This window comes from Pseudorhodoplanes sp. (assembly GCF_050250235.1).
Classification (GTDB): Bacteria; Pseudomonadota; Alphaproteobacteria; order Rhizobiales; family Xanthobacteraceae; genus Pseudorhodoplanes.
Genome location: NZ_JBFWPA010000044.1, coordinates 1 through 26,244 on the forward strand (window position 1 = coordinate 1; position 26,244 = coordinate 26,244).

Below are 26,244 nucleotides of genomic sequence, written 5' to 3' on the forward strand. Positions count from 1 at the left end.
CTTGTACTTGTCGGCCGGCATGCTGGGGCAAATCAGCGCGAGATTGGTGGTGCCGTCGGTCAGATAGACCGCCGAGCCCATCGGCTGATGGTCGTATCCAAGATGCTTCAGCCCGAACACCGCCTGGTAGAACGCGGCCTGCTTTTCGAGATCGCGCACGAACAGCGCCATGTGCTTGATGCGGCCCTTGAGATTGTCCTGCGGCACCAGCGTCTCGTCGAGGAAGGCATGCGCGGGATCGGCCTTGATCTTGCGGCCGTCGGTGCCGACCCAGCCGTTCTCGGAAATGTCGAAGATGATGCCCTCGGGGTCCTTGAATTTGCGTTCGAAATTGCCCTTCCGCTCGTCGCCGAGGTCGAAGAAGAAGGTGCCGCCGTGCTTCTCGATCAGCGCTTGCGTGTCCTTCATGCTTTCGACCTGGAAGCCGAAATGGTTGGCGCCGATCTGGCCTTCCGGCTTGTCGCCGAAATCGTGGCCCCTGCTGCCCTTGAAGTTCAGCAACGCGAGATTGATGGCGCCGTCGCCCATATAGACCGCCGAGCCGATCGGCAGGTCTTCGCGGCCGTGACGTTTCATGCCGAAGACGTCGGCATAGAATTTCGCCGCCTTGTCGAGGTCGCCGACGCAGACCGCAAAGTGACGCAGCCTTGCCATGATTGCCTCCGCAATGTTCCGATACATTCGATTGAATGCATTATAGGCTTGAACGGCAGCGGATGAAATAGCGTCGATTGCGCGGGCGGGATTTGATGTTACGCAAGGCATTGCCGCATTTGTCGTCATGCCCCGCGCAGGCGGGGCATCCAGTCATCATTGAAGCAGCGGTGTTTACTGGATCGCCCGCTTTCGCGGGCGATGACAGAACCACTAGATCATCACCGGCCGGGTCTGCTGCTCGATCAGGCGCACCAGCGAAAGCGCCGTCAGTTCGGAGGATTTCGGGTTGGTCGCCAGCGGGTTGTTCTCCAGCGTGATGGTCATGCGGCCGGATGCGCCCTCGGCGGTGATGGTGTGCCCGTTCAGCCGAACCGCCGGATCGGCGATCAGTTCGACGCGGGTGCGATCGAGCCCGATTCCGGCGAGCGCGGTGACGACGGTGGCGTTGGCATTCTGAGGATAGAGGCTTGCCGCCTCGCGCGCGCTGCCTTCGAAGAAAACCGTGCGCTCGTGCAGGGATGCCAGTGCGAGCAGTTTTTCCGCCGGCGTGCCCTTCCAGGCGACGGGCGGCTTGACGATCCGGTGCGTGACCGCGTCCAGCCCAAGGACCGCCGCGCCCGCGACCGCATCGATCCCGCCGATCGCGCCGGACGGAATGAGGATGCGGCTGCCATGCCGCTCCGCAATCTCGGCGAGGCGCGGCAGAAGCACATCGTCGCAGAAGGCCGAGGTCGAGGCGATGATCATGCGTGGCGCTGCCGCCAGTGCGGCCGGTGCCCACGCGTCGATCGCGGCGCGGCCGGCGGCTTCGATGACGAGATCGGGCCTGAGCGCGGCGAGGTCCGATGGCGCGGCGAGAAATGGCACGCCCCCCGGGATGCGCGCGCGCTCCACCGGATCGTCTTTCGTGGCGACGGCCACGATGTCCACGGGCGCGTTACGCGTTCTCAGCAGATCGGCGACCCGCGAATTGATCGCGCCGAACCCGATGAAAACGACACGCAAACGCCCTTGCATGATCACTCCGCTGCTTCAGCCGGTTCGTTCGGTGGCGTCATGCGGCTCAGGATCGTGTCGATGCGATCCTGCCATGCCTTCCACGGCGCCTCGCGATAGTTGTGGTTGCGCACCACGAAGGACGCGCCCGGGAAGAATTTCTCGTATTGCAGATGCCGTCCGCCGAGTTCGGAGCCGACGATGTCCCAGGCGAGCCGGAACAGTTTCATGCGGTCGAGCGCGCTCATATGCGGCGTCTGCCAGAAGGTGCGGAATTGTTCGCCGAGTTCGCCATCTTCGAGCACCGAGCCGTCCGCCGGCATCTGCAGCATGCCGCCGCCGCAGAGTTCGCGCAGCGTATCGATGACGGCGGAGTAATTCTCCACGCCCCAGTTCAGACCGGCATACATCATGCGGCGGTTGAAGGTGACATGGCCCGGCACCGGCCATTCCTCGCAGGCCTCGATCTGGCCGGCGACGATGGCTTCCAGCAGTGCCTCGAGGGCAGCGAGGCGGCCGAGATTTTCGCGCACCGCCGGCACCTCCGCCGCGCCGTTTGCCTGCGCGATGCGGCTGCACAGCCCGACCAGGAACTGCATCTTCACCATCAGCCGCACATTGGAGTGATGGTTGCCATAGGCATGTGCGGCGGTCTCGATATAGAGGCCGCGCGACAGCGCCGGATCGTTGTGTACGAATACGCGCTCCCACGGCACCTTCACGTTGTCGAACATCACCATGGCGTCGGCCTCGTCGAAGCGCGAGGTGAGCGGCGCCTCGAATTCGGATTGCGCGGCCGGCGCGAACGGCTTGCGCGACCATAGCGATACGCCCGGTGCGTTGCAGGGCACGGCAAATGTGACGGATTCCGCTTTCGCCTCGGGCGACAGCGGCAGGATGTTGCCGATCCAGATTTCCTCGGCGACCGCCGATCCGGTCGCCAGCATCTTCATGCCGGAGATGACGACGCCATCGTCCTTCTCGGCGATCACCCGGCAGGCCGGGTTCGGCAGGTTCTTCCTCTGGAAGAAGTCGGGGTCGCGCGACGCCTGCGGTGACACGATCGCATGGGCTGCGAAGATGTCGTTGTCGCGCATGAACTTGAAATAGTTGCGCACGTTGTCGGCATATTGACCGAACAGCTCTGGCTTCAGGTTCATGCCGGTGACGAAGCTCGCGATATAGTCGGGCGAGCGGCCGAGCAGCCCGAAGCTCGGCTCCGCCAGGATACGGTGCGCTTTCGAGCGCGCGGCGAGCTGATCTTTCGTCTTCGCCTTCAGGTAATAGATCGAGTGTCGGTCACCGTCCTCCTCGTAGCTCAGCGCCTCCCGCTGGGCCGGATCACGCTTCAGGTCGTAGAAGTCGGCAAAGGCGCGCGCGAGATTGCGGAAGGCCGGATGCGTGGTGACGTCATCGACCCGCTCGCGCCCGATATAGACGGTGCGGCCGTCGCGCAGGCCTTCCAGATAGTCCTTGCCGGATTTGAGCATGGTGTTCGGGTCCCGATGGCGGTTTGCCCCATCAGAGCGCCGGAACCGGCCGCCCGCTAGCCGCAAGCCGCATGACTTGTCCGGATTCCGCAGGCATGATCCGTGCAAGAATTTCCGCGAAACGCTCCGCGAAAGACCAGAATCATGGCCTACGACATACCGCATCTGCGCGAGCTCGACCGTCTGCTTCCGGCCACACGCACCACGCGGCCCGATATCGCGCGCTCGCATCTCGCCGCGATCTTCGCCGACCATGACCTGCGGCTGTCCGCCGGGCGCGTCGATTTCAGTCACCGGCAGGCGAAGCTGTGCGACACCTCGCTCGGCATGCTGCGCTACGGCACCGCGGTCGAGGTCGTGGCTCCAGCGCTCGACTGTTATGTGGCGCAGCTCACGCTCGACGGGGAGGTTGGCTTCCGCACCGACCGCTTCCAGATCGCGCTCAAGCCCGGCACGCTGTTCGTGATGAATCCGGGCCTGCGCTACCGCAAGACCTGGAGCTCGGATGCGCATCAATTGATGATCAAGATTCCGCGGCAGCGGCTGGCCGCGCATGCGGCAAGTCCCATCCGGTTCGCACCAATTGCCTCGCCGATGGACGAAGCGGACGGTCTGATTGGGCTCATTGCGCATCTGTGCCGCGACCTCGCCAATGGGCGGGGCCTGAGCGCGCATGCCGGGCTGCGGCGGGAGATGGAGGATTTGCTGCTCTCCGCCCTGGTCGCGACGCGCCCGCAGACGGGTGCTGATGCGCCCGGCTATCTCCAGCGCGCCGAGGCGCATATCCGCGCACATGACGCGAGAAGCATCGGCATGAACGAACTTGTCGCGGTGACCGGCGTCAGCGAACGCGCGTTGCAACAAGGGTTCCGGCGCCATCGCGGCTGCAGCCCGTCGGAATTCTCGCGCAATATCAGGCTCGATGCGGCGCGTGCCGCCTTGCTGGCCGGTGAGGGTGTTACCCAGACGGCGCTGGCGTTCGGCTTTTCGCATTTCGGCAGGTTCGCGCAAGCGTATACGGCACGGTTCGGGGAAAAGCCTTCCGACACGGTGAAGCGGATGAGGCATTGAAGCTTTCGTGTCCCGGACGCGGCGCAGCATGAGCGAAGTGAATGGTGCGACGCAGAGCCGGGACCCAGCGAGGCAACACATTTAATAATTCCGGAACATGGGTCCCGGTTCTGCAGCGCGTCGCTGCGTGATGCGCTGCGCCCGGGACGCGAGACCGAGCTACCCCTTTGACGGCCGGCCCGGATTGACGTGGCCGCATTTCTTGCAGCGCTGATTCTCCGGATCGCCGTAATAGGCGTCGAACACCGGCGGCATGTCGCGTTCCAGAACCTCGATCGAAACGGTCTTTTCGAACAGCACGTTGTTGCATTTCTCGCAGTACCAGCGATGCGTATCCATCATGCCGTTCTTGCGGATGCGCTCGACGATCAGCCCAACCGTGTCCGGCCCGCGCATCGGTGAATGCGGCACATTGGCAGGCAGGAGATAGATCGAGCCTTCGGACAGCACTATGTCGTGCGGCTTGCCCTCGTGCTGGATGCGGACTTTTACCGTGCCCTTGAGCTGGAAGAAGAATTCTTCGGTCGGGTTGACGTGATAGTCGGTGCGGGCATTGGGCCCGCCGACCACGGTGACCATGAAGTCGTCGCCGGTAAACACGGTCTTGGCACCGGTCGGCGGCCGGAGCTTGTCGGGGTTTTCGGCGATCCACTTCATCAGGTTGAACGCGGTGGGGCCGGAAGTCTCTTCGGCTTTCTGGACGGCTGCAGCTTGTGCCATGGCGTGGCTCCTTCAGGCGGCTTTGTCGGGTGAGCCCGGAATGTGATCCGACGGATCCCACCCGGTCTTGTCGGCGAGGTCGAATTGCGCGGCCCAGTCGAGGGTATGCTGGTCAAGATCGGTATGGAGCGTATCGTTGAAGCGGTTCTGCCAGCCGAACAGCGCGATCACCGCCGTCATCTCCACGATCTGCGGCGTGGTGTAGTGCTGCTTCACCCGCGCGAAAATCTCGTCGGTCACCGCGTTTGGCACCACCGAGGCGCCTCGTGCGTAATCGAATGCCGCGCGCTCGGCGTCGGTGAAGAGCGGCGAAGTCTCGTAATCCCAGATCGCGTTGAGCTTGTCGTCGGAGATGCCCCAGCGCGATGCGCTGGAAATGTTGTGCGCCTGGCAGAACTGGCAGCCGGCGGTGCGGCTCGAGATATAGGCGATCAGGAAGCGGAAGCCGCGGTCGAGCGTGCCTTCGTCGCGGATCACGGCCTTGGACAGATCCATCAACGCCTTGAGAATCGGCGGACGATGCGCGAGCTGCATATAGCTGTTCGGAATATAGCCGTTCGACTTCTCGATGACGTCGAACCGCTCCTTGAACTCCTCCGGCAGGGCATTGCGGTCGGCGAGTTCGATGCGGGCCATGCTGATGCTCCGAAAGCTGCATAAACTCCGCTCATGTCCGCGACGGCGGACATCCAGTTCTTTGGCTCTGGGTCCTGCCTTCGCGGGGACGCGCGGAAATCAGGTTATCACACCCCGCCCGCATTCATTCTGCAAGCCGACAAAATGTTATGGATTGATATGTTTGGAATATAAAATCCGCTAGCGGGTCACAACCCTGGCGATTGCGGAGCGGGTCTGCTGACGCAAGGTGCGCGCGAATCCTTCCGCCGCGGGCGAGAGCGAGCGGCCGTCCGGCTGGATCAGATAGATGTTGCGAGTGACCTGCGGGTCGGTGAGCGGCCGCAACACCACATCGCGTCCGCGTGCGAACGACCAGGCATAGGCCGGCAGCACGGTGACGCCGAGGCCAGCCTCGGCCAGCATGACGGCGGTGGTCATTTGCGAGACTTCGTAAAGTGGCTTTCCGGCATCATGACCGGCCTGCGCCAGCGTGCGCTCGACCAATGCGCGGATCGAGGAATCGCGCGTCAGCATGATCAGCTTCTGGTCTAGCAGGTCCGCCCAGCGCATCCGTCGCTTCCTGGCAAGCGGCGATAGGCGCGCGCAGAACAGCCCCAGCGCATCCTGTGCCAGTATCTCGCGGCGGATGCCGTCGGCGCGTTCGTCGAAGGTGCCGATGGCGAGATCGGCGTCGCCTGCCCGCAGGCGATCAAGGATCTGGTCGTTGCGGGCGTCGACCAGTCCGACATCGATGCCCGGAAACGCCGTGTTGAACTCGGCAATGGCGGCGGGCACGATCATGGCCGCAAGCAGGGGCGGCGCGGCGATTACGATACGGCCGCGCCTCTTCTCGGACAGGTCGCGCGCGTCCCGCACCGCGCGGTCGAGATCGGCGAGGAGCTTGTCGGCCGATTGCAGGAACTCGCGGCCCGCCCCGGTCAGTTCCACGCGACGCGTGGTGCGGTCGAACAGGCGGAGATTGAGTTCGCGCTCCAGTTCGCGGATCGACAGCGACAGCGCGGGCTGCGCCACCTTCAGGCGTTCGGCGGCGCGGGTGAAAGAGCCGAATTCCGCAACGGTCCTGAAGGCCTGGATTTGCCGGAGCGTGATATTCATAACCTCATGATATCAATAGATATGATAATGTCATCTTGCTTAATGAATGCCATGGTCCGAAACTGTCGCCGCCCGCCGAAAAACAGGCGGGGCAGGGCGCTTCACGCATGGATCGCACGCGGGACCAGGTGTTACGGACGCAGTGGGTCGGCCAGCCGCTGCGCCGATTCGAGGATGCTGCGCTTGTCACCGGCAAAGGCCGGTTCGTCGACGACCTGCGGCTTCCCGAGACGCTGTTCATGGAGTTTGCCCGCAGCAACCATGCGCGCGGGTTGATCGTCAGCCTGAACGTCACTGACGCCGAGAACATGCCCGGCGTGGTCGCGGTGCTGAAGGCACCGGAGCCCGGAACGCTTGGCCATGCCGCCGTCAACCGCGTGTTGCCGCACATGCGTATGCTGCCGTTTCCAGTCTTGCCGGTGGCCGAGATCAATGCCGTCGGCCAGCCGGTAGCCGCGGTGGTGGCGACCCGGGCGTCGATTGCGGCGGATGCGGCGGAATTGATCCATGCCGAGATCGAGCCGGTGCCTCTCTGGGACGATGAAGAGCCGGTCTATCGCCATGAACACAGGGCAGGCGATGTTGCAGAAGCTTTTGCCTCGGCCGCACAGATCGTGCGCGTCACGATCGCGCATGAACGCGTGGCGCCGGTGGCGCTCGAGCCGCGCGCCGCGATGGCGTTCTGGGATGAGGGCGCGCAGATGCTCAATGTGTGGTTGTCGACCCAGACGCCGCATCGCGCGCGCAGCGATCTCGCTGCGATCCTGAATCTGTCCGAGAAAAAAATCCGCGTGGTCGCGCCCGATGTCGGCGGCGCTTTCGGCGGCAAGGCGTCGATCTACCCCGAGGATGCGCTGGTCGCGCTGGCGTCGGTGCAACTGAAGCGGCCGGTGAAGTGGCGCGGCTCGCGCACCGAGGATTTCCTCGCCGCCACACAGGGTCGCGGCGCGACCGTTTCGGGCGAACTGGCGCTGGATCGCGACGGCAAATTTCTCGGTCTGCGCGCCAAACTTGATTATCCGCTCGGGCATTGGCTGCCCTTTAGCGCGGCGGTGCCCGGCAAGAATGCCGCGCGCTGCCTGCCCGGGCCGTATGTCTGCGCCAATGTCGACATCGTGCTCGAAGGCCGCGCCGAGAACGCCGCGGCGGTCGGCATCTATCGCGGAGCAGGCCGGCCGGAAGCCGCGATGCTGATGGAACGGCTGGCCGACAAGGCGGCGCTGACCCTTGGCCTTGACCCGGCGGAGATCCGCCGGCGCAATCTGATCCCCAGCGATGCCTTCCCGTATCGCACAGCGACCGGATCGTTTCTCGATTCCGGCGACTATCCGCAGCTTCTGGAACTGGCGAAGGAGAAAGCCGGCTACGACGAGGCGCTGCGGATGCGCGACGAGCGCCGCGCGGCGGGCGAGGTCTGCGGCATCGGCATCGCGGTCTATACCGAGCCCTGCGGCCACGGCTGGGAGAGCGCGGAGGTCCGGCTCGACCCGGATGGGAGCATCGTTGCGGCGACTGGTTCGAGCGCACAGGGACAGGGGCGGGAGACCGCCTATGCGCAGATCGTCGCCGATGTGCTGCGCACGCGCCCGGAGCGGATCGCGGTCGATCACGGGGACACCGCGAATTGCCCCGCGGGTATCGGCGCGCTGGCAAGCCGCTCGACGCCGATCGGCGGCAGCGCGCTCGTGCAGGCGGCCGAGCAATTCCGCGAAAAGGCGCGGCTGTGCGCGGCGCGGCTGTTGCAGGCAGACCCCGATCATCTGACGCTGACCGAGAGCGGCTTCGAGACTGCGATCCCGGTGCGGCGCGGGCTGACCTGGCGCGACCTCGCCCGTATCGCGCAGGCCGACGCCGAGATTGCGGCGGAGTTCGGCAAGGGACTTTGCACCCCGGTGGTTTACGAGGCCGAAGGCGAGGCCTGGTCGAGCGGCTGCGTCATCGCCTCCGTGGCGATCGACCGCGAGACCGGCGTGCTGATGCTCGAACGCATCGTCTGGATCGACGATGCCGGCACCATCGTGAACCCGATGCTGGCGCAGGGCCAGATGATCGGCGGCCTCGCGCAGGGCGTCGGGGAGGCGACGCTGGAGCGGATCGTGTATGATGACGATGGGCAGCTACTGACCGCCTCCTTCATGGATTATGCCATACCGCGCGCGGTCCATATCCCCGAACTGGTGCTCGGCAAGATCGAAACGCCAAGCCCGTTCAATGCGCTGGGCACCAAGGGCATCGGCGAAGCCGGCTGCGTCGGCGTGCCGGCCGCGATCGTGAATGCTGCAGTCGACGCGCTGATGCCGTTCGGCGTCACGCATCTCGACATGCCGCTGAGCGGCGAAAAGCTCTGGTCGGCGATGGAACACAAAATGACGGAAGAAGGAACGAAGCGATGAAATACGGCAGGAACGACGCGAAGGCCTATTCCCGCGAGCACATGAAGGGCGTGTGGGCCGCGGCGCTGACGCCGTTTACACAGGACTACCAGATCGACGAAAAGGGTTTTGCGGGAAATCTCGCGCACTGGAAGAACGATCTCGGCATTGACGGCGTGTTCATTGCCGGCAAGCAGGGGGAGTTTTTCTCGATGTCGGTGCCGGAGCGCAAGCGTACGTTCGAGATCGCGGTGGACGCTGCGAAGAAGCATGGCTTCCAGACCATCATGTCCTGCTCCGACCAGAACATGGACGTGGTGATCGATCTTGCGAAACACGCCGAGGCGATCGGCGCCGATTACATCGTGGTGCACGCGCCGGTGCTGCATTTCTTCAAGGCGCAGGACCAGACCCTGTACGAGTATTACAAATACGTCAGCGAGCAGACCAATATCGGCATTGCGATGTGGAGCCATCCGGATTCCGGCTATCTGATGAGCCCGGAGCTGTGTGCGCGGATCGCCGAACTGCCGACCGTCGTCGCGATCAAGTATTCGGTGCCGCGTGAAATGTATGCCAAGCTGACCAAGCTCGCCGGTGACAAGATTCTGGTTTCGACCGCCTCGGAAGAAGAGTGGCTCGACAATATCCTGGAATTGAACTGGCGGCTCTATCTGTGCTCGAACCCGCCCTATCTGTTCCAGACCGCGGCCGACAAGCGCATCCGGGAATACACCGATCTCGCCTTCAAGGGCGACGCCACCGGTGCGCGCAAGATTCGCGACAGCCTCAATCCGGTGCGCGAGGCCTTCAGGAAGACGCGCCCGGCCGAGAAGCCGCACGCGCATGCGAAATACTGGCAGTCGCTGCTCGGCCAGGCGGCGGGGCCGGTGCGCCGTCCGATGCTGGAACTCACCGAAGCCGAGAAGGCCAATGTCCGCGCGGCAATCGCGGGCTGTGGCTTGAAACTTGCTAACAACCTCAAATCGACAGCGGCCTGACCAGCGGGTTCGGTCGCAGGTTGCTTGACGCCTGCGTGCAGAAGGACACAATCGCGCAACCATCGTTTTCGTCGTCTGCCTCCTTGGCATCGACGGATGCACCACCACAGGAGGGACTAGTGAGATTTGCAAGGTTCGGCGCCGGAGCGGCGCTGTCGGCATTGCTTGCGACGGGCGCCGTTGCACAGCAACCGGTCAAGATCGGTTTCATCACCACGTTGTCGGGACCCGCGGGCTATATCGGCGCCGACATCCGCGATGCCTTCAATCTCGCGGTCGAGATGGAGGGCGGCAAGCTCGGCGGCGTGCCGGTGCAAGTGATGGTGGAAGACGATGGTCTGAAGCCGGGTCAGGGCAAGCAGATTGCCGACCGCATGCTGAAGACCGACGGTATCAAGCTGTTTTCCGGCATCGTGTTCTCGAACGTCGCAGGCGCCACCGTGCCCGACATTCTCGACGCCGGCGCGATCTATGTCAGTCCGAATGCAGGCCCGTCGAACTTCGCCGGCAAGGACTGCCACAAGAACTATTTCGTGGCTTCCTGGCAGAACGATACGCTGCATGAGAGCGCGGGCCAGCACGCCACCAATCTCGGCTACAAGAAGGCATTCATTCTGGCGCCGAACTATCAGGCGGGGAAAGACGCGCTCGCGGGCTTCAAGCGCTTTTTCAAGGGCGAGATTGTCGGCGAGATCTACACGCGGCTCGACCAGACCGACTTCGCGCCGGAAATGGCGCAGATCCGCGCCGCAAAGCCGGAAATGGTGTTTCATTTCCATCCCGGCGGTCTCGGTATCACCTTCACGCGGCAATATCAGCAGGCCGGTCTGCTCGGCACCATTCCGCTGGTGGTTGCGGCGCCGGGCGTTGACGTGAATATCGTCAAGGCCCTCGGAGATTCCGCGCTCGGCATCGACGGGACCGCGCACTGGAATACGGACTTCGACAATCCGGCCAACAAGAAGTTCATGGATGCCTGGATGAAGAAGTACAACCGCTTGCCGACCTATTACGCCGGGCAGGGTTATGACACCGCGCTGGCAATGGGTGCTGCGTTGAAGGCCGTCAACGGCGACCTGAAGGACACCGAGAAATTCCGTCAGGCCATGCTGAAGGCCGACTTCGATGCGGTGCGCGGCAAGTTCAAGTTCGGCCCGAACCAGCATCCGGTCCAGGACTGGGTTTCGACCAAGGTCGAGAAGGGCCCCGACGGCAATCCGGTGATCAAGACCACCGGCAAGGTCTTCACCGACAAGGGCGATGTCTATTCGAAGGACTGCAAGCTCTAGCTGCGACTGACCGGCATCCTGCCGACTGCTTGTCAGAGCCGCAGGATGTCGTCGGCCTTCATCGGCTGCGCGAGCACCTTGCGAAAGGTGGCGCGCAGCCATTTGTTGCCGGGATCGTCGTTGAACCGCTCGTGCCAGAATTGCCGGATGGCGATCTGCGGGAGCGGCAACGGATGATTGTAGATCCGGATATCGGCGATCTGCTGCATCAGTTTTCCGAGCGGGCGGGGCACCGTTGCAAGCATGTCGCTTGACGCGACAATCATCGGCAAAGCCAGAAAGTGCGGGACCCGCGCTCCGATCTGGCGATCGAGCCCGTGCTTTCGCAAGAGCTTCTCCACGACATCATGGCCCGTGCCCTGCGCCTCGGCGATCGCGTGGCGCGCATTGCGGAAAATCTGGCCGGTGACCTGGCGGCGAATGGTCGAATGCCGCGCACTCGCCAGACAGGCATAATCCGACATGAACAGCATCTGCTGCATCAGACCGGTCCGCAGTGACGGCATATAGCCGATGGCAAGATCGACGTCGCCTGACCTGAGAGCCGGCACAATGGCGTCGGCCGGGAGCTGTGTGGTGCGGAAGCTTACGCCCGGCGCGGTGCGGCGGCAGGCTTCAAGCAGCCTCGGCAGAATGATCGCTTCGGCGATGTCGGTCATCAGGATGGTGAACAGCCGCAGCGCCTGTGCCGGGTCGAACTCGTTCTTGAATTGCAGCGTCCGCTCGAAGGCGGCAATGCCATCGCTGACATGGGAGGATATCTGCTCGGCGAAGGGCGTCGGCATCACGCCGCCCGCCGCGCGAACGAACAGCTGATCGTCGAAAATGTCCCGCAGCCGCCGCAGCGCGTTGCTGACGGTCGGCTGTGGCAGACCGAGTGCGCTGGCGGCTTTGGAGACGGTGCGATGGCGCCGTACCGCTTCGAATACAATGAGGAGATTGAGATCGACGTTTCGTATATTCATAATGTGAATACTAATAATTCAATTATAGCGAATTGGCAAAGTCACAGCGCGCGGGCATGGAGCCTGCATGACCGAGCTGGTTTTTTTCAACGGCGCGGAGCGGCTAAGCTCTCCGTTTTTCCCGGCCGAGAGCGGCGATGGGGCCCCGGCGGTGCTGCTGTTCCCGGCCATCGCGGGCATCAACGACTACATCGTGCGGGTCGCCCAACGTCTGGCAGTCGCCGGATTTTCGACCCTGGTCCTGAATTACTATGCGCGCGAGGGAGCGGCACCCGATGTATCGACGCCGGAGCGGATCGGCGCCGCGGTCGAGGCGCTGCCGGATGCGCGCGTGCTGTCGGATGCAAGGGGCGCGATCGGCGCGTTGCGGACCCGGCCAGATGTCGACGAACGGCGGATTGCGACCGTCGGCTTCTGCATCGGCGGGACCTATTCCTTTCTGACCGGTTGCGAGACCGATGACGTCGCTGCGGCCGTCGACTATTACGGATCGATCCGCTACGCCGCGACCTCCGCAAACAAGCCGGTCTCGCCGCTCGATCGCGCCGCGGCACTGCGCGTACCGCTGCTCGGCCATTTCGGCACCGCCGACCGCCTGATCAGCTGCGACGACGTTTCCGCCTTCGAGAATGCATTGCATGCCGGCGGCCGCAGCTACGAATTCTATCTGTACCGCGGTGCCCCTCACGCTTTCGATGAGGATTTCCGGCCGGTGTATCGCCCGGTCGCGGCGGCCGAAGCCTGGCAGCGCACGCTGACTTTCCTGAAATGGCATTGCCGCGCGTGAGCCTAGTGCGCGCGAACGCCTTCACCTGACCAGGTCCAAGAGAGGAAACACGGAGAGGAAAGATGACGAGCGTTCCGAAGAAAGCCCTTCCCATCGAAGGCCACGACCGCCGCCCGACCGAGCGCACGGACTGGGCGCAGATGATGACGGATGACGAGTATTATCCGTTTCTGGTGAAGAAGAATATCCGGCCCGCGATCTGGCGCTGGGCGGATGCGCGCCCCAAGCTAGAGGAACTGGCGAAGGACAAGCTGCGCCGCGCCGACCGCCGCTTTCTGTCACTGGTGAATGCCGATACCGGCGAAGCCGGCGGCGTTCTGCCGTCGCTGTTTCTCGGGCTGCAGATTATCAATCCGGGCGAGCATATCGTGCCGCACCGTCACAACTCCTACGCGCTGTACCATATCATCCAGGGTGAAGGTTATTCGATCGTCGGCGACCATCGCTTCGACTGGTCGCGGGGCGATACCTTCGCGTGCTCGCCCTGGGCGTTGCACGAGCATGTCAATACCGGCACCGAACCTGCAATCCAGTACGTCATTCAGGACATGCCGGCGCGGGCGATGGAGCGCAACCTGATGTGGGAAGAGCCGATCGGCAAGATGTTCCACATGGTCGAAGGCAATCTGCCGCACAGCGACTGATCGACTTCGCGGCATCGTTGGTGCGGACCGGGCCCATGCCGGGCTCTGTGTGCGAAGGCGGGACGCCTACGCAACGACTGCGCTGCGACCAGGCGCGCGCCTCGATGACGAGACGAGCACGTCGTCGACAAGAAGAAAAGCACGGGAAAACAAACAAGGACCAATGACATGATACGCAGGGCATCACTGGCATTCACGATTGTCTCCATGCTGGCCGCATCTCAGGTGGCGGCGCAGCAGCCTCTGAAAATCGGGTTCATTACGACGCTGTCCGGCCCGATCGGATATATCGGCGCCGACATGCGGGACGCCTTTCAACTCGCAATCGACCTGGAGGGAGGCAGGCTCGGCGGTGTGCCGGTGCAGCTCGTGGTTGAAGACGATGGCCTCAAGCCCGGTCAGGGCAAGCAAATTGCAGATCGTCTGTTGAAATCCGAGAATATCAGGCTGTTCAGCGGGATCGTGTTTTCCAACGTTGCCGGCGCGACCGTGCCCGACATTCTCGATGCCGGCGCCATTTATGTCAGCGCCAATGCCGGGCCGTCGGGCTTCGCCGGCAAGGAATGCCACAAGAATTATTTCGTGACATCGTGGCAGAATGACGGGGCGCATGAAAGCGCCGGCCAGATCGCAAACGAGCTTGGACACAAGCGGGCGTTCATTCTCGCCCCGAATTATCAGGCGGGCAAGGACGCGCTCGCCGGCTTCAAACGCATGTTCAAGGGAGAGATCGTCGGCGAGGTCTATACAAGGCTGGACCAGACCGACTACGCCGCGGAGCTTGCGCAAATCCGGGCGGCCAAACCCGAGGTGGTGTTCCAGTTTCATCCCGGCGGGCTCGGGATCACGTTCCTCCGGCAATATCAGCAGGCCGGTCTGTCCGCCACCATTCCGATGGTCGTCGCGATCTTTTCCCTCGACACGACAGTCCTGAAAGCGGTCGGCGATTCCGCGCTTGGCATCAATATCGGAACCCACTGGAATTCCGATTTCGACAACCCGGCGAACCGCAAGTTCATGGCGGAATGGGCCAAGAAATACGGGCCCGATCGTGTGCCGACCAATTATGCGGCACAGAGCTACGACACCGCGCTCGCCATTGCCAGCGCCCTGAAGGCGGTGAACGGGGACCTCAAGGATACCGCGAAATTCCGGCAGGCGATGATGAAGTCGGATTTCGAAGCGGTTCGCGGCAATTTCAGATTTGGACCCAACCAGCATCCGGTCCAGGACTGGTTTGCAACCAAAGTCGAAAAGGACGCGAACGGGAAGCTGGTGATCAGGACCTTGGGAAAAATCCTCTCCAATCACAGCGATTTCTACGCTAAGGATTGTAAGCTATAACGACGATCGGGACGGCCTGGGTTGACGAATTCCCTTGGCGGTCCGTGCCGCCGAGGGGATCATATCCATGATGCGTGGCCCGCGATGACGCTGGCACTCGAGCAGATTCTGAACGGAGTTCAGTTCGGCATCATGCTGTTCCTCATGGCGGCCGGGCTGACGCTGATCTTCGGCATCATGAACGTCATCAACCTCGCGCATGGCTCGCTCTACATGATCGGCGCCTATGGCGCGGCGCTGGTGGCGGCAAAGACCGGTTCCTTTCTGCTTGCCGTTCCCGCCGGGCTGATCGCCGCCGCGATCGCCGGCCTGATCATCGAATTCGTGGTCATCCGCAAGCTCTATGACCGCGACCACCTGGAGCAGGTGCTCGCGACCTTCGGACTGATCCTGTTCATCAACGAAGGTGCGACCATCCTGTTCGGCCGCACCCCGCTCTTCGTCGGAATGCCGCCGTTCCTCTCAGGATCGGTTGAGATCATTCCCGGTATTCCCTATCCGACCTATCGCATCGCGATCATGGCGGTGGGCCTGCTGGTGGCGCTCGGGCTGTATCTGCTGGTCAACAAGACGCGCATCGGCATGCTGGTGCGTGCGGGATCGACACACAGGGAGATGGTGCGTGCGCTGGGCGTCGACATCCGCCTTCTCTATACCGTGGTGTTCGGACTCGGCGCGCTGCTCGCGGGGCTCGCAGGGCTGATGGCGGGACCGCTGATCGCCGTGCAGGTCGGCATGGGCGAGCAGATTCTCATCCTCACCTTCGTGGTGGTGGTGATCGGCGGGCTGGGCTCGATCCGTGGTGCATTCTACGGCGCGCTGATCGTCGGCGTCACCGATACGCTGTTGCGCGCCTTCCTGCCCGGCTTGCTCAAGACCTTCATGAACGCATCGGAAGCCGACGCGCTTGGCGCCGGGCTCTCCTCCATGGGTATCTATCTCGTGATGGCGCTTGTGCTCCTGATCCGTCCGCAGGGGCTGTTCCATGCTCAAGGTTGACGAGAAATTTGTCGGGCGGGTGGAGGCGCCGCAGCACCGCAACTGGTGGCCGGTCGCGGGCACCATCATTTTCATCCTGTGCGCGGCGGCCTTTCCGATGGCCGCCACGGCGATCGGCGATCCGTCCCTGATCGGGCTTGCCACCCGCATCGCGATCTATGCGATCGCAGCCGCGAGCCTCAATCTGATCCTCGGCTATGGCGGCATGGTCAGCTTCGGCCACGCCGCGTATTTCGGGATCGGTGGCTACGTGGTCGGCATCCTGTACCAGCATTTCTCCGAGGGCGAGCCGTTTCTCGGCTTCATTCCGGGAACCAACGAGTTCCTGATCACCATACCCGCCGCGATCGTCGTCAGCGGCTTGTTCGCGCTGGTGCTGGGCGCGCTGTCGCTGCGCACCAGCGGCGTACCATTCATCATGATTACGCTTGCCTTCGCGCAGATGGTGTTCTTTCTGTTCATCTCGCTGAAGGCCTATGGCGGCGACGACGGATTGATCGTGCGCCGCCGCAACGTGCTGTTCGATCTCGACATGCGCGACGACACGACATTCTATTATCTGGTGGTCGCCATCGCCGTGATCTATTTCGTCGGCTTTGCGCGGCTGGTGGGTTCGCCCTTTGGCATGGTGCTTGGCGGGATCCGCCAGAACGAGCGCCGGATGGCGGCGATCGGTGTCTCGACCTATCAGTACAAGCTCACCGCCTTCGTGATCGCGGGCATGGGTGCCGGACTCGCCGGCGCGCTGATGGCGAACTACTCCAAGTTCGTTTCCCCGGATATGCTGCACTGGACCAAATCCGGTGACCTGATGATCATGATCATCATCGGCGGCACCGGCACGCTGCTGGGTCCGGCGCTCGGCGCCGCGATTCTGATCGGCCTCGAGACCTTCCTCACCTCCTGGACCGAGCACTGGAAGGTCATCCTTGGCCCGATCCTGATCCTGATCGTTCTGTTCTCCTCCGGCGGACTGACATCGCTGTTCTCGGGCTGGAGCCGCAAACGTGAATGAACCGCTGCTCAAGGTCGACGGCCTGACCAAGCGGTTCGGCGGTCTCGTCGCGACCGGCAATCTGTCGCTCGATGTCCTCGAGGGTGAGTTGCATGCGCTGATCGGCCCGAACGGCGCTGGCAAGACCACTTTCATCTCGCAGATCGCGGGCGAACTGCATCAGGATTCCGGCACCATCCACTTTGACGGCGCCGAGATATCGCGGTGGACGACGCCGGCACGGGTCCAGCACGGATTGGCGCGCTCGTTTCAGATCACGCAATTGCTGCCGGACTATTCGGTGCTCGATAATGTGGCACTGGCAGTGCAGGCGCGGCGCGGCCATTCCTATCAGTTCTTCGTGGATGCCCGAAAGAAGAGGGATCTCCGCGACGAGGGACGACAGCATCTCGAGCGCGTCGGCCTCGGCAATCGCGCCGATATCGTGGTCTCCGAACTCTCGCATGGCGAGCAGAAGCAGCTCGAGCTTGCGATCGCACTCTCGACCTCGCCGCGCATGATGCTGCTCGACGAGCCGATGGCGGGGCTCGGCACTGCCGAATGTGCGCTCATGATCGACTTGCTCAAGGTGCTGAAAACCGAGATCACGATCCTTCTTGTCGAACACGACATGGACGCGGTGTTCGTGCTGGCCGATCGCATCACCGTGCTGGTCAACGGGGAGCGGATCGCGACCGGTTCGGCCGAGGAAATACGTGCCAACGACGCGGTGCGTGTCGCCTATCTCGGCGAGGGCGATTCATGATGCTGAAGGTCGAGAAGCTGCAGGCGCGCTACGGCCGCAGTCAGGTGCTGTTCGACATCGACCTGTCCGTCGGCGAGGGCGAAATCGTGACGCTGCTCGGCCGCAACGGCATGGGCAAGACGACAACCATCCGTTCGATCATGGGGCTGACGGCGCCCGCGGGTGGCATCGTCGAATTCGCCGGACAGGCGGTGGCGGGCCGCGCGCCGGAGGTGATCGCACGGGGTGGCATCGGGCTTGTGCCAGAGGGGCGGCAGGTGTTTCCGCTGCTCACGGTGTTCGAGAATCTGTTTGCTACCGCCGCCAACCGTCTGAAGCGCAAGAATCCGTGGACGCTGGAAGAGGTGTTCACACTGTTTCCGCGGCTGGAGGAGCGGCGCAATCAATATGCTCGCACGCTGTCCGGCGGCGAACAGCAGATGCTCGCGGTCGGGCGCGCGCTCATGACCAATCCACAATTGCTGATCCTCGACGAGGCGACGGAGGGGCTTGCGCCGGTCATCCGCGCGGAAATCTGGAACTGCATTTCGCTGCTGAAGTCGCGCGGGCAGTCAATCCTGATCGTGGACAAGAACCTGTCTGTGCTGAAGCGTCTTGCCGACCGCCATTATGTGATCGAGAAGGGCCGCACGGTGTGGCGCGGGACCAGCGCTGACATGGATCGCGATGCCGAGCTGGTGCATCGCTACGTCACGGTATAGTCCGGCCCTGGAACGCGGGCGAAGTCCGCGAAGCCGGAATCCGTTCAAGTCTGAGAATGCATCTTGATTTTTTGTTCGGCCCTGTGGCCCGCCCCGGAATGACTCGTTTGGGTCATTGCGCAGACGCTTCCGATCATCACGATTGTCGGCCCGTCCGGCAGCGCCGCTTCCGCAAGTTCATCAATCGGCGCCGCGACCACCGTTTCATCGGGACGTGTTGCATTGGCGATCGCAATCGCGGGCGTTTGCGGATCGAGCCCGGCGGCAATGGCACGGTCTGTGAATTGTCGCAGGGTTTTCTTCGGCATGTAGATCACCGTCGTCGCCGCCGGATCGGCGACGCCGCGCCAGTCGATGTCGTCCGGCAATGTTCCACTCTCGCCATGTCCCGTGAGATATTGCACGCGCCGGGCGGCGCTGCGATGCGTCAGCGAGACGCCAAGCCGGCTCGCAGCACCCTGAGCGGCCGTGACGCCCGGCACGACTTCAATCGGGATGGCGGCGGTGCGGCAGGCCTGGATTTCCTCGCTCGCACGGCCGAAGATCATCGGGTCACCGCCTTTCAGGCGCACCACGCGGCGGCCCGATTTCGCAAGGCCCACCATCAGCACGTTGATTTCGGACTGCTTGCAAGACGGGCCGTGCCCGGTCTTGCCGACCAGCATGTGCTTCGCCTCGCGTCGCGCGAAGTCCAGCACCTCCTTCGAGACGAGATCGTCGTAGAGGATCACGTCGGCCGATTGCAGAGCGCGCAGCGCACGCAGCGTCAGCAATTCCGGATCGCCAGGCCCGGCGCCGACCAGCGTGACCGAGCCCTGTTCCGCTGCGGGGGCCTCGGCGTGAGTCTTTTCCAGCAGCGTATCGAAATCGACGCGCGACGGTTCGGCATTCGGGTTCTGCAGCGCGGTGCGTGTGAATATCTGCCAGAACAGCCGGCGTCCGTTGAACGAAAGGCCCGATTGCTTCACCGCGCTGCGCCAGCTTCGGGCAGCACCGGCCCACCGCGCGAAGCCTGAAGGAAGCATCGCTTCGATGCGGCTGCGGATCGCCTGCGCAAAAACCGGTGCCGCCCCGTCGGTCGAGATCGCGACCACGAGCGGCGAGCGGTTGACGATGGCGCCGAACGAGAAGTCGCAGAAATACGGCTTGTCGATCACGTTGCAGGGAACCCCGGCAAATTGCGCGGCGGCCTGGAATTGCCTTGCCTCGGCGTCCGCCTCGATTGCGCCGATGGCGAGGGCGCACCCCTCCATCGCGCCGCATTCCCAGGGCTTGCGATGGACGGTGATGGCACCTGCAGGCGCCGCCGTCGCGAGATCGAGGAGTTCGTCGCAAGGGTCGGTCGCGTAGATGTCGACCAGAGCACCCGCTGCGGCAAGCAGTTCCGCTTTCCACGCGGCCGCGGCATTGCCACCGGCGATGAACACGCGCTTGCCATGCAGCGCAAAAAACACCGGCAGCCGTGCCAGCGCCTGCATGCGCGGCGGCGCGCTTTCAGCCGGCATGCGACGCTTGTCGTGGTTGCTTGTCATGATGTCTCTCTTCAGCCACGATCCTTTTCAGCTCGGGCAGGCAGGAGCCGCAATTCGTTCCGGCGCGCAGCGCGATGCCGATGCCCGCCACGTCGCTGGCGGCGCCGGATGCAAGCGCCTCCCGGATGACGTTCAGGCCGACGCCGAAACAGGCGCAGACGGTCGGACCCGTATCCGCCATGCCGTCGGCGGATTGTCCGGAAAGCAGGATGCGGCGCTGCCGTTCTTCCAGGGTCTCGGACGCCAGCAGAGCCTTTGCGACGTCCCATTGCGGGCGCTGTGACGCCGGACCGATGAACAGACAGAAGGAGAGGCGCCCATTCGCAAATCCCGCCGCGCGATAGGTGCCGCGCGGTTCGTCGAGATATTCGGAGAGCGAGATGCCGGTCGGTGAAATCGCATGAGCCCAGCCGCGCCAGCGTTGCGGGCCGTCATCGCTTGCGAGCAGGAAGCCTTCGCCGCCCGCCGCGGCGGATTTCGCCCACCAGGTGTCTCGCGGCAACGCGATCGGCCGCTTGCTCAGGAAAAAGCCGGCGAAGCGATAATTGACACGAGTGATGGCGGCGGGCGTCGCCTTTGCTTCCGGTTGACCGGAGACCGGATCGGTTGCCGGAGTGATCATTTCGCCGATGCGCGCCGACGAGGCGCTAGCATCGCTCCAGTGGATCGGCGCGAACAGCGATCCGCGACGCTGGCCTTCGCTGACGCGAACCTTCAGCACGCAGGCGCCGTATCGTGTCGATATCCGCGCGAAGTCTCCGTCCGCCAGTCCCGCCTGCCTCGCATCATCGCAATGAATCTCGACGAAGGGTTCGGGCAGGTGCGAAGCAAGGCGGGGGCTCAAGCCCGTGCGGGTCATGGTATGCCATTGGTCGCGGATGCGGCCTGTATTGAGGATGAACGGGAATGCGGAGCCGGCCTCGGATTGCAATGTGGGTGGCTCCGGCGCAACGAAGCGCCCCCTGCGGTCCGGCGTGAAGAAGCCGCCTTCGGAAAAAAAGCGGGTATCGTCGGTGACCGTTCGGGATGTTCTCGGCCATTGAAACGGTGCGAGGGTTTCGAACTGCGTATCATCAATGTCTGCGAATGCGCCGATATCGAAATCGCGCGCGCCGCCATTTTCGAATGCGGACAGGGCAGCATGCTCGCGGAATATGTCGGCTGCGCTCGGGTAGTCGAATTCGTTGCCGAACCCGAGCCGCTGCGCGACCTGTGCGACGATCCACCAGTCCGGCTTCGCCTCGCCCGGAAGCGGCAGAAAGGTGCGCTGGCGCGAAACACGCCGCTCGGAGTTCGTGACGGTGCCGCTCTTCTCGCCCCAGGCCGCAGCCGGGAGCAGAATATGTGCGCCGCTCGTCACCGTGTCGTTGGAGAGGACATTCTCGGACACCACGAACAGCTCAAGCTTCCTGACCGCCTCTCGCACCATTGCCGCATCTGGCAGTGACACGACCGGGTTGGTCGCCATCACCCACAACGCCTTGATTTCGCCGCGCGCGATTGCCTCGAACATCTGCACCGCCTTGTGACCCTCGCGCTGTGCCATCCTTGGCGCACGCCAGAACCGCGCGACGCGATCGATATCGCCCGGGATCAGGCTCATATGCGCGGCGAGCTGATTGGCGAGACCGCCGACCTCGCGCCCACCCATCGCGTTCGGCTGGCCGGTGAGCGAGAACGGCCCCATGCCGGGCTTGCCGATGCGGCCGGTGGCGAGATGGCAATTGATGATGGCGTTGACCTTGTCGGTGCCCTGCGCCGACTGGTTCACGCCTTGCGAATAGCAGGTGACGGAGCGTTCGTTGCTACGAAACAGGTCAAAGAAACGCTGGATGTCGGAGGCATCGAGTCCGGTCCTGGCGGAGACGACATCGAGATCAGGCGCCAGCATGCGGCAGCGCTCCAGCGCCGCCTCGAAGCCTGCGGTGTGGGACTCGATATAGGGTAGGTCCAGTGCATGCGTGTCGGCCAGATGCGCAAGCAGGCCCGCGAACAGCACGCTATCCATGCCGGGGGCGATCGGCAGAAACAGGTCGGCTTCCTCGGCAGTCACGGTGCGGCGCGGATCGATCACAACGATCCTTGCGCCGCGTTCGCGCCTGTTCCGGACCATGCGCTGGAACAGCACCGGGTGGCACCATGCGGCGTTCGAGCCGACGAGGATGAGAAGGTCGGCCTCGTCCAGGTCGGCATAGCTGCCGGGCACGGTGTCGGCGCCGAAGGCACGGCGATGACCGGCGACCGAAGACGCCATGCACAGCCGCGAATTGGTATCGACATTGGCGGTGCCGACGAAGCCCTTCATCAGCTTGTTGGCGACGTAGTAATCCTCGGTCAGCAACTGGCCGGAGAGATAGAAGGCGACTGCGTCCGGCCCGTCGCGATCGACGATGCGTCGCATGCCGTCGGCGACCTTGCCGAGCGCGGTCTCCCAATCGGTGCGCGCGAGGTTGCCGTCAGGCTGGCGGAGCATCGGATGCAAAAGCCGGGTGTCGAGTGCGAGCGTCTCGCCGAGCGCGGAGCCTTTCGAGCAGAGGCGGCCGTAATTCGCCGGGTGGTCGGGATCGCCGGAGATCATCGCGCCGCCCTGTCCGTCGGGCGAGGCGAGCACGCCGCAGCCGACGCCGCAATAGGGGCAGGTGGTGCGCACAACGGGAGGGGTGTTCCGGGGCGCGTTCATGGTCTGCCGCCATGGAGTGAAACATTCACCCCAACCCCGCTCATCCCCGCGCCAGCGGGAATCCCGCCTTTTTGTCCCTGGAGCCCCGCCTTGGCGGGAGCGCGCGGATCAATGGGACGCGCGCGCATTCTCAATACACATCCTGCTGATAGCGGCCGTGCTTCTTCAGGTCCGCAACGAAGGCGATCGCTTCGTCGGTCGAGCGTGCGCCGTGCTGCGCGACAATGTCGACAAGTGCGCGCTCCACATCCTTCGCCATGCGCTTCGCATCGCCACAGACATAGACATGCGCGCCGTCCGCGAGCCACGACCACAGATCGCGACCGACCTCGCGCATGCGGTCCTGCACATAGAACTTCTGGTCGCCGTCGCGCGACCAGGCAAGCGAAAGACGGGTGAGCACGCCGCTGATCTTCATCGCGTTGAGTTCGTCCTCGTAGAAGAAGTCGCAGTCCCTTCGCTGATGGCCGAAGAACAGCCAGTTCCTCCCCGGCGCCTTCATCGCCATGCGCTCGTGCAGGAAGGCACGGAACGGCGCAACGCCGGTTCCCGGTCCGACCATGATCATCGGCACCGACGGATCGGCGGGCAACCCGAAGGCATGCGCCCTCTGCACATAAACCTCGATCGGAGCGCCCGGCGCGATGCGTTCGGCGAGGTAGCTGGAGGCGACACCCAGGCGGGTGCGGCTCGCAATGTCGTAACGCACGGTGTCGACGGTCAGCGACAGGCGGCCGGGCTCGATCTTGGGGGATGACGAGATGGAATAAAGGCGCGGCTGCAGCGGCTCCAGCGCCTCGACAAAGGCTTCCGGGTCGGGACGAATGCCTGCAAATTTCTGAAGCGCCGCAAGCACGTCGAGTGTGACGGCATCGCCGTCCGGGTCTTCGCCGGACGCGAGCGCCTTCGCCTTTTGACGGCGCTCGCCGCCGGTGACGTAGGAGAAGAGCTGGAACAGGGAGTCCGGCGCGGGTGACAGCGCGACCCTGTCGATCAGGATGTCGCGGAGAGTTGCGCCGCCGATGCGGTGATCCGGCGGCACACCGAGCGTACCGACGATCGTATCGACCAGAGCCGGATCGTTTTTCGGAAACAGGCCGAAAGCGTCACCCACGACATAGTCGAGCCTGGCGGCGCTGAGATCAAAATCGAGATGCCAGGTTTCCTTTTCCGATCCCGGCTTGTTGAGCTTGTATCGACCGACGAATGTCGCAGTCACAGGATTGTCGCGCGAACGGCCGGCCTCGTTCGCTGGCTTCGGCGAAGTGGCTTTCACCTCCGCCGGTGCCTTGGCTGCGGCGTGAGCCTTGTCCATCTCTTCGTGGAGAGACTTCAGCATGCGGGCGGTTTCCTTGCCGCCGGGCACGCAGAGATTCAGCCGCTGTTCCGACTCGTCGAAAATCTTGTCGGCATAGTCGTTGCAGTTGTAGCCGCATTGTCCGCAATCCTGCTGCGCCATGGCTGCCATCATTCGGCGCCGCAGCGGACGGCCCTCGGCGAGCTTCATGCGATCGGCCATCGGCAAGGTCTGGTCGTGCCATGGCGCTTCCCCGTCGTCCCCATCGCCCACACCGCCTGGCATCAAGGCGGCGCTTTGCTCGGGCGAAAGCGCTGTGACGGTGCCGCCATCGAGCGAGACAAGTCCTGCGAAGAATCCGTTGAGCCAGGCGCGTTGCTCGGGCGAGAACGGGGCGGTCTCGGGAACGAGATCCGGAATGCGGGGCGGGGCGCTCTGCGTCATTCCGCCTCCGTATCGAACAGAGACTTCAGCGCATCGACCTCATGGCGCTTTGCAAAGGCCAGGAAAGTCTCCTCGGCCGATATGCGATGCGCGAGATAGCCTTTCAGCATGCGCTCGACGACGTGCGGTGCTGCTTCGGCCTTCACGTCGCGATAGATTTCGCGGCCGATCGCGGCCTCCGGCCCGAAGCCGCCGCCGACGTGGATGTGATAGCCGTCGACCGTGTCGCCGTCATCGTCGATCGACACGCGCGCGCCGATCAGGCCGATGTCGCCGATATAATGCTGCGCACAGGAATGGTGGCACCCGGTCAGATGGATATTGACGGGGGTGTCGAGCGAGACCCGCGCGTCGCACCAGAGCGCAATCTCTTCGGCATTCTCCTTGGTATGCGCGGCGGCGAAGCGGCAACCGGTCGAACCGGTGCAGGCGACCAGCCCGGCGCGCACCGCCGTGGCATTGGTCGACAGACCAAGCGCCGCGATCTCGGTTTCGACCGACGCGATCCTGTCCGAGGGCACGCCCGATATCAGCAGGTTCTGCCAGACGGTGAGACGGATGTCGCCGTCGCCATGCTCGCGCGCGATCGTGGCGATGCCGCGCATCTGCGCCACCGTCATCTTGCCGACCGGCAACACGATACCGATCCAGTTCAGGCCGTCCTGCTTCTGCCGATGCATGCCGATATGCGCCAGCCGGTCGAAGGCAGGGCGTGGCTCGATCGCTTCGGCCGGCACGCGGGCGAGGGGCCGTCCGAGCCTTTCCTCCACCGCAATCAGGAACCTGTCGAAGCCCCAGGCGTCGAGCACATATTTCAGACGCGCCTTGTTGCGGTCGGTGCGGTTGCCGTTCTCGATGAAGACGCGGACGATGGCATCGGACACAGCGGTGGCCTCCGCAGGCTTGACGATCACGCCGGTATCCCGTGCAAAATCACGGTGCCCGGTGATGCCGCCCAGCGTCAGCCTGAACCAGATGCCCGGTTCGACACCGAAGCCGTCCTTTACGGCAACCGCCTGGAAGCCGATGTCGTTGGTATCCTCGAGCACCGCGATCCGGCCGGCGCCATCGAATGCGACGTTGAACTTGCGCGGCAGGCCATAAAGCGAGCGATCGTTGAGGATGTGGTGATGCCACTCGCGGGCATAGGGGCGTGTGTCCAGCAATTCCTGCGGATCGATGCCGGCGGTCGGGCTGCCGGTGACATTGCGGATATTGTCGGCGCCGGAGCCACGCGAGCAAAGGCCGAGATCCTGGATGGCCTCGACCACGTTGGTGGCGTTCGCAGGCTGGATCTCGCGCAACTGAAGGTTGGCGCGTGTTGTGACATGCGAATAGGGACCGGCATATTTTTCAGCGACGTCGGCGAGACCGGCGAATTGCCAGTGCGTCAGAATGCCGTTCGGTATCCGCAGCCGGCACATATAGGAGGATTGCGCCGGCGCCACATAGAACAGGCCGAAATAGCGCCAGCGGAAATTGTCCGCGGGCTTCGGCGGCTCGTTGTTCTGCGCTTGCTCGCGAAGCTTCGGATACGCGTCGAACGGATGCAGTTCGCGCTTGAACTTCTCCTGATCGGCGAGCTTGCCGCCTCCGGCAATGGTGCGGTCCTGCGCCTTGATATGGATGGCATCGGGTCCTGTCGGCTCGCCAGGATTGCCAGCCTTGCCCACACCCCCCTTGGCTACGCGCGCGGCGGAAAGACCGGACACGAAACCTTCGAGATAGCGCTTCTGGTCGGGGGTGAAGTCACCGGACATG

General features: G+C 63.7%; 22 protein-coding genes. 11 read left to right on the forward strand and 11 right to left on the reverse strand.

Annotated elements, in window-relative coordinates:
* From AB7F49_RS19055 to AB7F49_RS19065, 3 genes are all read right to left on the reverse strand, one after another.
* Positions 1-654, reverse strand: a 654-nt coding sequence (locus tag AB7F49_RS19055; RefSeq protein ID WP_428525184.1) for a VOC family protein, incomplete at its 3' end; no start/stop codon positions are given.
* 213 nt (positions 655-867) lie between these two features.
* Complete coding sequence (locus tag AB7F49_RS19060; RefSeq protein ID WP_428525186.1) at positions 868-1,674, reverse strand: aspartate dehydrogenase; 807 nt, start codon at positions 1,672-1,674, stop codon at positions 868-870.
* A 2-nt stretch (positions 1,675-1,676) separates the two neighbouring features.
* Positions 1,677-3,143 carry a 4-hydroxyphenylacetate 3-hydroxylase family protein gene (locus tag AB7F49_RS19065; RefSeq protein WP_428525188.1) on the reverse strand — a complete coding sequence of 489 codons (1,467 nt, stop codon included), beginning with the start codon at positions 3,141-3,143 and terminating at the stop codon, positions 1,677-1,679.
* A gap of 144 nt (positions 3,144-3,287) precedes the next feature.
* Here AB7F49_RS19065 and AB7F49_RS19070 point away from each other — a divergent pair, with 144 nt between their 5' ends.
* The gene (locus AB7F49_RS19070) at positions 3,288-4,214 is read left to right on the forward strand and encodes an AraC family transcriptional regulator (RefSeq protein ID WP_428525190.1); all 927 of its coding nucleotides are present in this window, start codon (positions 3,288-3,290) and stop codon (positions 4,212-4,214) included.
* A gap of 159 nt (positions 4,215-4,373) precedes the next feature.
* On the opposite strand, the gene AB7F49_RS19075 is transcribed toward AB7F49_RS19070, so the two are convergent.
* The 3 genes from AB7F49_RS19075 to AB7F49_RS19085 form a co-directional block, all read right to left on the reverse strand.
* Positions 4,374-4,934, reverse strand: coding sequence for a 3-hydroxyanthranilate 3,4-dioxygenase (locus AB7F49_RS19075; protein ID WP_428525192.1), 561 nt, complete (start codon positions 4,932-4,934; stop codon positions 4,374-4,376).
* 12 nt (positions 4,935-4,946) lie between these two features.
* Positions 4,947-5,570 carry a carboxymuconolactone decarboxylase family protein gene (locus AB7F49_RS19080; protein WP_428525194.1) on the reverse strand — a complete coding sequence of 208 codons (624 nt, stop codon included), beginning with the start codon at positions 5,568-5,570 and terminating at the stop codon, positions 4,947-4,949.
* Between the two features lie 180 nt (positions 5,571-5,750).
* A complete protein-coding gene (locus AB7F49_RS19085) occupies positions 5,751-6,668 on the reverse strand; it encodes a LysR family transcriptional regulator (protein WP_428525196.1) in 918 nt (305 codons plus the stop codon).
* 107 nt (positions 6,669-6,775) lie between these two features.
* Between AB7F49_RS19085 and AB7F49_RS19090 the strand changes: the two genes are divergently transcribed.
* From AB7F49_RS19090 to AB7F49_RS19100, 3 genes are all read left to right on the forward strand, one after another.
* A complete protein-coding gene (locus AB7F49_RS19090; protein WP_428525198.1) occupies positions 6,776-9,061 on the forward strand; it encodes a xanthine dehydrogenase family protein molybdopterin-binding subunit in 2,286 nt (761 codons plus the stop codon).
* On the forward strand, positions 9,058-10,041 hold the full coding sequence (locus AB7F49_RS19095; RefSeq protein WP_428525200.1) for a dihydrodipicolinate synthase family protein: 984 nt from the start codon (positions 9,058-9,060) through the stop codon (positions 10,039-10,041). Before AB7F49_RS19090 ends, AB7F49_RS19095 begins: the two co-directional genes overlap by 4 nt.
* Positions 10,042-10,160: 119 nt before the next feature.
* Positions 10,161-11,330, forward strand: coding sequence for an ABC transporter substrate-binding protein (locus AB7F49_RS19100; RefSeq protein ID WP_428525202.1), 1,170 nt, complete (start codon positions 10,161-10,163; stop codon positions 11,328-11,330).
* Positions 11,331-11,362: 32 nt separating this feature from the next.
* On the opposite strand, the gene AB7F49_RS19105 is transcribed toward AB7F49_RS19100, so the two are convergent.
* Positions 11,363-12,295 (reverse strand): LysR family transcriptional regulator, encoded by a 933-nt coding sequence (locus AB7F49_RS19105; RefSeq protein WP_428525204.1) that lies wholly within the window; start codon positions 12,293-12,295, stop codon positions 11,363-11,365.
* Positions 12,296-12,362: 67 nt separating this feature from the next.
* Between AB7F49_RS19105 and AB7F49_RS19110 the strand changes: the two genes are divergently transcribed.
* The 7 genes from AB7F49_RS19110 to AB7F49_RS19140 all read left to right on the forward strand — a co-directional run bounded on the left by AB7F49_RS19110 (position 12,363) and on the right by AB7F49_RS19140 (position 18,530).
* A complete protein-coding gene (locus tag AB7F49_RS19110; RefSeq protein WP_428525206.1) occupies positions 12,363-13,082 on the forward strand; it encodes a dienelactone hydrolase family protein in 720 nt (239 codons plus the stop codon).
* A 62-nt stretch (positions 13,083-13,144) separates the two neighbouring features.
* Positions 13,145-13,726, forward strand: coding sequence for a cupin domain-containing protein (locus AB7F49_RS19115; protein ID WP_428525207.1), 582 nt, complete (start codon positions 13,145-13,147; stop codon positions 13,724-13,726).
* A gap of 168 nt (positions 13,727-13,894) precedes the next feature.
* Entirely contained in the window at positions 13,895-15,070 is a 1,176-nt protein-coding gene (locus tag AB7F49_RS19120; RefSeq protein WP_428525209.1) for an ABC transporter substrate-binding protein, read from the forward strand.
* 84 nt (positions 15,071-15,154) lie between these two features.
* Positions 15,155-16,069, forward strand: coding sequence for a branched-chain amino acid ABC transporter permease (locus AB7F49_RS19125; RefSeq protein WP_428525210.1), 915 nt, complete (start codon positions 15,155-15,157; stop codon positions 16,067-16,069).
* Positions 16,070-16,166: 97 nt separating this feature from the next.
* Positions 16,167-17,084, forward strand: a complete 918-nt coding sequence (locus AB7F49_RS19130; protein ID WP_428525273.1) for a branched-chain amino acid ABC transporter permease — start codon at positions 16,167-16,169, stop codon at positions 17,082-17,084.
* Complete coding sequence (locus AB7F49_RS19135) at positions 17,077-17,829, forward strand: ABC transporter ATP-binding protein (RefSeq protein ID WP_428525212.1); 753 nt, start codon at positions 17,077-17,079, stop codon at positions 17,827-17,829. Before AB7F49_RS19130 ends, AB7F49_RS19135 begins: the two co-directional genes overlap by 8 nt.
* A complete protein-coding gene (locus AB7F49_RS19140) occupies positions 17,829-18,530 on the forward strand; it encodes an ABC transporter ATP-binding protein (RefSeq protein ID WP_428525275.1) in 702 nt (233 codons plus the stop codon). Before AB7F49_RS19135 ends, AB7F49_RS19140 begins: the two co-directional genes overlap by 1 nt.
* 44 nt (positions 18,531-18,574) lie before the next feature.
* On the opposite strand, the gene cysG is transcribed toward AB7F49_RS19140, so the two are convergent.
* From cysG to AB7F49_RS19160, 4 genes are all read right to left on the reverse strand, one after another.
* The gene (gene cysG, locus AB7F49_RS19145) at positions 18,575-20,062 is read right to left on the reverse strand and encodes a siroheme synthase CysG (RefSeq protein ID WP_428525214.1); all 1,488 of its coding nucleotides are present in this window, start codon (positions 20,060-20,062) and stop codon (positions 18,575-18,577) included.
* Positions 20,025-22,742, reverse strand: a complete 2,718-nt coding sequence (locus tag AB7F49_RS19150; protein ID WP_428525216.1) for a molybdopterin-dependent oxidoreductase — start codon at positions 22,740-22,742, stop codon at positions 20,025-20,027. Before AB7F49_RS19150 ends, cysG begins: the two co-directional genes overlap by 38 nt.
* A 130-nt stretch (positions 22,743-22,872) precedes the next feature.
* Positions 22,873-24,483, reverse strand: a complete 1,611-nt coding sequence (locus tag AB7F49_RS19155; protein ID WP_428525218.1) for a sulfite reductase subunit alpha — start codon at positions 24,481-24,483, stop codon at positions 22,873-22,875.
* Complete coding sequence (locus AB7F49_RS19160) at positions 24,480-26,243, reverse strand: NirA family protein (RefSeq protein WP_428525220.1); 1,764 nt, start codon at positions 26,241-26,243, stop codon at positions 24,480-24,482. Before AB7F49_RS19160 ends, AB7F49_RS19155 begins: the two co-directional genes overlap by 4 nt.
* Between the last annotated feature and the right edge of the window lies 1 nt (position 26,244).

Excerpts from the sequence above, each read along its gene's own strand:
- AB7F49_RS19070 (WP_428525190.1), top strand. The coding sequence starts at position 3,288 with ATGGCCTACGACATACCGCATCTGCGCGAGCTCGACCGTCTGCTTCCG.
- AB7F49_RS19160 (WP_428525220.1), bottom strand. The coding sequence starts at position 26,243 with ATGTCCGGTGACTTCACCCCCGACCAGAAGCGCTATCTCGAAGGTTTC.
- AB7F49_RS19060 (WP_428525186.1), bottom strand. The coding sequence starts at position 1,674 with ATGCAAGGGCGTTTGCGTGTCGTTTTCATCGGGTTCGGCGCGATCAAT.
- AB7F49_RS19080 (WP_428525194.1), bottom strand. The coding sequence starts at position 5,570 with ATGGCCCGCATCGAACTCGCCGACCGCAATGCCCTGCCGGAGGAGTTC.
- AB7F49_RS19095 (WP_428525200.1), top strand. The coding sequence starts at position 9,058 with ATGAAATACGGCAGGAACGACGCGAAGGCCTATTCCCGCGAGCACATG.
- AB7F49_RS19065 (WP_428525188.1), bottom strand. The coding sequence starts at position 3,143 with ATGCTCAAATCCGGCAAGGACTATCTGGAAGGCCTGCGCGACGGCCGC.
- AB7F49_RS19125 (WP_428525210.1), top strand. The coding sequence starts at position 15,155 with ATGACGCTGGCACTCGAGCAGATTCTGAACGGAGTTCAGTTCGGCATC.
- AB7F49_RS19150 (WP_428525216.1), bottom strand. The coding sequence starts at position 22,742 with ATGAACGCGCCCCGGAACACCCCTCCCGTTGTGCGCACCACCTGCCCC.
- AB7F49_RS19120 (WP_428525209.1), top strand. The coding sequence starts at position 13,895 with ATGATACGCAGGGCATCACTGGCATTCACGATTGTCTCCATGCTGGCC.
- AB7F49_RS19110 (WP_428525206.1), top strand. The coding sequence starts at position 12,363 with ATGACCGAGCTGGTTTTTTTCAACGGCGCGGAGCGGCTAAGCTCTCCG.
- AB7F49_RS19090 (WP_428525198.1), top strand. The coding sequence starts at position 6,776 with ATGGATCGCACGCGGGACCAGGTGTTACGGACGCAGTGGGTCGGCCAG.
- AB7F49_RS19075 (WP_428525192.1), bottom strand. The coding sequence starts at position 4,934 with ATGGCACAAGCTGCAGCCGTCCAGAAAGCCGAAGAGACTTCCGGCCCC.
- AB7F49_RS19130 (WP_428525273.1), top strand. The coding sequence starts at position 16,167 with ATGGCCGCCACGGCGATCGGCGATCCGTCCCTGATCGGGCTTGCCACC.
- AB7F49_RS19155 (WP_428525218.1), bottom strand. The coding sequence starts at position 24,483 with ATGACGCAGAGCGCCCCGCCCCGCATTCCGGATCTCGTTCCCGAGACC.
- AB7F49_RS19105 (WP_428525204.1), bottom strand. The coding sequence starts at position 12,295 with ATGAATATACGAAACGTCGATCTCAATCTCCTCATTGTATTCGAAGCG.
- cysG (WP_428525214.1), bottom strand. The coding sequence starts at position 20,062 with ATGACAAGCAACCACGACAAGCGTCGCATGCCGGCTGAAAGCGCGCCG.
- AB7F49_RS19115 (WP_428525207.1), top strand. The coding sequence starts at position 13,145 with ATGACGAGCGTTCCGAAGAAAGCCCTTCCCATCGAAGGCCACGACCGC.
- AB7F49_RS19085 (WP_428525196.1), bottom strand. The coding sequence starts at position 6,668 with ATGAATATCACGCTCCGGCAAATCCAGGCCTTCAGGACCGTTGCGGAA.
- AB7F49_RS19140 (WP_428525275.1), top strand. The coding sequence starts at position 17,829 with ATGCTGAAGGTCGAGAAGCTGCAGGCGCGCTACGGCCGCAGTCAGGTG.